Raw genomic sequence first — 4,488 nt, 5'->3', positions numbered from 1 at the left:
GTGTGGCCGGTCGCCCTCTCAGGCCGGCTACCCGTCGTCGCCTTGGTGAGCCATTACCTCACCAACAAGCTGATAGGCCGCGGGCTCATCCTGCACCGCCGGAGCTTTCCACCATCACGGATGCCCGCGATGGTCAATATCCGGTATTAGACCCCGTTTCCAGGGCTTGTCCCAGAGTGCAGGGCAGATTGCCCACGTGTTACTCACCCGTTCGCCACTAATCCACCCCGAAGGGCTTCATCGTTCGACTTGCATGTGTTAAGCACGCCGCCAGCGTTCGTCCTGAGCCAGGATCAAACTCTCCGTGAATGTTTACTCGGCCAGTAAATTAATACAGCCGGTGCTACACCACGAGAGCGGAACAGTCAGGCGGAATAAGCCCGACCGTTCACAGCGTCCTCGCTGTGTTTATTTCAAAGGAACCTCGTCCCAGCCTGATGGCCGGAGACGGGGTATCAACATATCTGGCGTTGACTTTTGGCACGCTGTTGAGTTCTCAAGGAACGGTCGCTTCCTTTGTACTCACCCTCTCGGGCTTTCCTCCGGGCGCTTCCCTTCGGTCTTGCGTTTCCGACTCTATCAGATCTTTCCGATCCGATTTCCTCGGTGCTTTCCAGGTTCTCGCTTCCGCGTTTCCCTTTCCGGCGGTTCCGACTCTATCAGATCCTTTCGGGCCTGATCCCCAGTCAGCGGGGCTTGTCTTTGCGGCTGTTGGGCCGTTCCGACGAGTGAGACTTTAGCGGATTCCCCGGCTCCCGAGCGAATCGGGGGCCGCGTCCTTTCGAACGTGGATTCCTCATTCCGTAAATACGCATACCAATAAAGCGACGACAGACGTGCTGCACGTCGAGTAGTGGTTGGTACTTGCGGATTGGCTGCCCGGGGACCGACCGGAGTCGGCGCTCACGTCGGGCAACTCGGAGAACACTACGGATGGGCCTAGGGCGTGTCAACTCGGGGGCGGGCGGCACTCCGGGGGCGTAGCCTGGGGTGCATGAAGACGCGTACGTGTACCGGGCTGTGGTGGGCCGCCTGACGGCGGCCGCCCTCACGTATGCGCTCAACGGCCGCCGCTTCGGCGGCCGTTCTTGTTTCTCCCTCCGACCACCGGGGGACGGCCGCCGGGGCGGTGGTCCCGACCAGGAGGTGGAGGAGAGATGACACGGGTCTTCAGCGGGGTCAAGCCGACGGGGCATCTGACGCTGGGGAACTACCTGGGGGCCATGCGGCGGTGGGCTGCCGTGGACCAGCACGAGGCCGACGCCTTGTTCTGTGTCGTGGATCTGCACGCGCTGACCGTGGATCACGACCCGGCTCGGGTGCGCAGGCTCAGTCGGCAGGCGGCGACCCTGCTGCTGGCGTCGGGGCTGGATCCGGAGTTGTGCACGGTGTTCGTGCAGAGCCATGTGGACGAACACGCGCGGCTGTCGTACGTGCTGGAGTGCGTGGCCACCGACGGTGAGATGCGGCGGATGATCCAGTACAAGGAGAAGGCCGCGCGCGAGCAGCGGCGGGGCGGGAGCGTGCGGTTGTCGCTGCTGACGTATCCCGTGCTGATGGCGGCGGACATCCTGGCGTACGGGGCCGGCGAGGTGCCGGTCGGGGACGATCAGCGGCAGCACGTGGAGCTCGCGCGGGATCTCGCCGTGCGGTTCAACCAGCGCTACGGGCATACGTTCGTGGTGCCGCGGGCCACACGTCCGGAGGTGGCGGCCCGGGTGATGAATCTGCAGGATCCGGCGTCGAAGATGGGCAAGAGCGACGACGTCGGGCCAGGGATCGTCTATCTGCTGGACGAGCCGGACGTGGTGCGGAAGAAGGTCATGCGGGCGGTGACCGACAGCGGGCGGGAGGTCGTGTACGACCGGGAGGGCCGGCCGGGTCTCGCCAATCTGCTGGAGATCCTCGCGGCGTGCACGGGTGGGGAGCCCGAGCGGCTGAGCGGTGAGTACGCGTCGTACGGGGCCTTGAAGAAGGACACCGCGGAGGCTGTGGTCGAGGTGCTCAGGCCCGTGCAGGAGAGGCACCGGGAGTTGTCCGCCGATCCCGGCTCTGTGGACGGGGTGCTGCGGGACGGTGCGGAGCGGGCTCGGGGGATGGCCCGGCCGACCGTGGACGCGGCGTACAGCGCGATCGGGTTGCTGCCCGCCGTGGAGGAGGAGGTGGCCGCGGCGGGTGCCGTGCTGAGGGTGTGAGGGGGCGGGCGTCGGGGGCGGGTCGGGCCCGCCCCCGGGTGTTCAGCTGTTGCTGCCGGAGGCCAGGGCGCGGCTGCGGTCCCGGGCGGCTTCGAGGGCCGCGATGAGGGCGGCCCGTACGCCGTGGTTCTCGAGTTCCCGGATGGCGTTGATCGTCGTGCCCGCGGGGGACGTGACGTTCTCGCGGAGTTTGACCGGGTGTTCGCCGCTGTCGCGGAGCATCGTCGCGGCGCCGATGGCCGACTGGACGATCAGGTCGTGGGCCTTGTCGCGGGGCAGGCCGAGGAGGATGCCCGCGTCGGTCATGGCTTCGACCAGGTAGAAGAAGTAGGCCGGGCCGGAGCCGGAGAGGGCGGTGCAGGCGTCCTGCTGGGACTCGGGGACGCGGAGCGTCTTGCCGACGGCGCCGAAGATCTCCTCGGTGTGGGCGAGGTGGTCGGCGGTGGCGTGGGTGCCGGCGGAGATGACGGACATGGCCTCGTCGACCAGGGCGGGGGTGTTCGTCATGACGCGCACGACCGGGGTGTCGGGGGCGAGGCGTTCCTCGAAGTAGGCCGTGGGGATTCCGGCGGCGCCGCTGATGACCAGACGGTCGGCGGGGACGTGGGGCGCCAGCTCGGCGAGGAGGGTGCCCATGTCCTGCGGTTTGACCGTGAGGATCAGGGTGTCGGCGGTCTTGGCGGCTTCGGCGTTGGTGACCGGGGTGACGCCGTAGCGGGTGCGGAGTTCCTCGGCCCGTTCCCGGCGGCGGGCGGTGACCAGGAGGTCGGCCGGGCTCCAGCCGGCTCGGATCATTCCGCTGAGCAGGGCTTCGCCGATCTTGCCGGTGCCGAGGACTGCGACTTTCTGGGTCATGGCGCGGGGTGCCTCCGAGGGTGCGTCGTCCGGTGTCCATCCTCGCACCCGGGGAGCGGGGGAGGGCTCCGCTGTCCGCTGGGCGGGACGGTGTCTACGCCGTGCGGCGGCGCAGGGTGGCCGCTCCCAGGACGAGGACCAGGAGGGCACAGCCCGCGACGACCAGGGCGTCGCGGACGAACGTGGCGGTCATGTCGGTGTGGCGGAGGACCTCGTTCATGCCGTCCACCGCGTAGGACATGGGCAGCACGTCGGAGATGGCCTCGAGGGCCGGGTGCATGTTGTCGCGGGGCGTGAAGAGGCCGCAGAGGAGCAGCTGGGGGAAGATCACCGCCGGCATGAACTGCACCGCCTGGAATTCCGAGGCCGCGAAGGCCGAGACGAAGAGGCCGAGGGCTGTGCCGAGGAGGGCGTCGAGGAGGGCCACCAGGAGGAGGAGCCAGGGGCTGCCGGTGACGTCCAGGCCGAGGAACCAGACCGCGAGGCCCGTGGCCAGGGCGGACTGGATGATCGCGAGGGTGCCGAAGGCGAGGGCGTAGCCGGCGATGAGGTCGCCTTTGCCGAGGGGCATGGCGAGGAGGCGTTCGAGGGTGCCCGAGGTGCGTTCGCGCAGGGTGGCGATGGACGTCACCAGGAACATCGTGATCAGGGGGAAGATCCCGAGGAGGGACGCGCCGATGCTGTCGAAGGTGCGGGGGCTGCCGTCGAAGACGTAGCGCAGCAGGAACAGCATCACGCAGGGGATGAGGATCAGCAGCGCGATGGTGCGTGGGTCGTGGGTGAGCTGGCGCAGGACTCGGGTGGCTGTGGCGGTGGTGCGGGAGGCGTTGAGGGCTCGGGGGCTGGGTGGGGTGGGGGTGGGGGTGGGCGTGGGCGTGGGGGTGCGGGTGGTGCTCATCGTGTCGGCTCCTTCGTTCCGGCCGTCCCGGATGTTCCGGCCGTCTCGGATGTTCCGGCCTCGGATGTTCCGGCCGTCTCGGCTTTTTCCTTCGCCTTGTCGACCAGGTCCAGGAAGGCCTTCTCGACCGTTTCGGCGCCGGTGCGGGTGCGCAGGGCGTCGGGGGTGTCGTCGGCGAGGAGTTCGCCCTCGCGCATGAGGAGGAGGCGGTGGCAGCGCTCGGCCTCGTCCATGACGTGGGAGGAGACCAGGAGGGTCGTGCCGCGGCTCGCCGCGATGTCGTGGAAGAGGGTCCAGAGGTCGCGGCGCAGGACCGGGTCGAGGCCGACGGTCGGTTCGTCGAGGACCAGGAGCTCGGGGGTGCCGAGGAGGGCCACGGCGAGGGAGACGCGGTTGCGCTGGCCGCCGGAGAGGTTGCCGGCCAGGGCGTCGGCGTGGGTGGTGAGGTCGACGTCGGATATCGCGCGGGTGACGTGGTCGGCGCGGCGGTCGGCGTTGCGGCGGCCGGGGTCGAGGATCGCGGCGAAGTAGTCGAGGTTC

The 4,488-nt window shown here is 68.6% G+C and carries 4 protein-coding genes; 1 reads left to right on the top strand and 3 read right to left on the bottom strand.

Annotated features, from left to right (window positions below):
• Positions 1-1,157: 1,157 nt before the first annotated feature.
• Positions 1,158-2,195, top strand: a complete 1,038-nt coding sequence (trpS, locus tag SSQG_RS22005) for a tryptophan--tRNA ligase (RefSeq protein WP_003992042.1) — start codon at positions 1,158-1,160, stop codon at positions 2,193-2,195.
• A 42-nt stretch (positions 2,196-2,237) separates the two neighbouring features.
• Here the strand turns inward: trpS and proC are convergent, their stop codons facing one another.
• The 3 genes from proC to SSQG_RS21990 all read right to left on the bottom strand — a co-directional run.
• On the bottom strand, positions 2,238-3,050 hold the full coding sequence (gene proC, locus SSQG_RS22000) for a pyrroline-5-carboxylate reductase (RefSeq protein WP_003992041.1): 813 nt from the start codon (positions 3,048-3,050) through the stop codon (positions 2,238-2,240).
• A gap of 94 nt (positions 3,051-3,144) precedes the next feature.
• A complete protein-coding gene (locus SSQG_RS21995) occupies positions 3,145-3,948 on the bottom strand; it encodes an ABC transporter permease (RefSeq protein WP_003992040.1) in 804 nt (267 codons plus the stop codon).
• On the bottom strand, positions 3,945-4,488 hold a 544-nt coding region (locus SSQG_RS21990; RefSeq protein ID WP_244299214.1), incomplete at its 5' end, for an ATP-binding cassette domain-containing protein. The genes SSQG_RS21990 and SSQG_RS21995, both read right to left, overlap by 4 nt.

It is taken from the genome of Streptomyces viridochromogenes DSM 40736 (assembly GCF_000158955.1).
In the GTDB taxonomy this organism is placed as follows: domain Bacteria; phylum Actinomycetota; class Actinomycetes; order Streptomycetales; family Streptomycetaceae; genus Streptomyces; species Streptomyces venetus.
The sequence above is the reverse complement of the archived record's forward strand: the minus strand, read 5'-3'. Positions and strand labels throughout refer to the sequence as shown.

Excerpts from the sequence above, each read along its gene's own strand:
- trpS (WP_003992042.1), top strand. The coding sequence starts at position 1,158 with ATGACACGGGTCTTCAGCGGGGTCAAGCCGACGGGGCATCTGACGCTG.
- proC (WP_003992041.1), bottom strand. The coding sequence starts at position 3,050 with ATGACCCAGAAAGTCGCAGTCCTCGGCACCGGCAAGATCGGCGAAGCC.
- SSQG_RS21995 (WP_003992040.1), bottom strand. The coding sequence starts at position 3,948 with ATGAGCACCACCCGCACCCCCACGCCCACGCCCACCCCCACCCCCACC.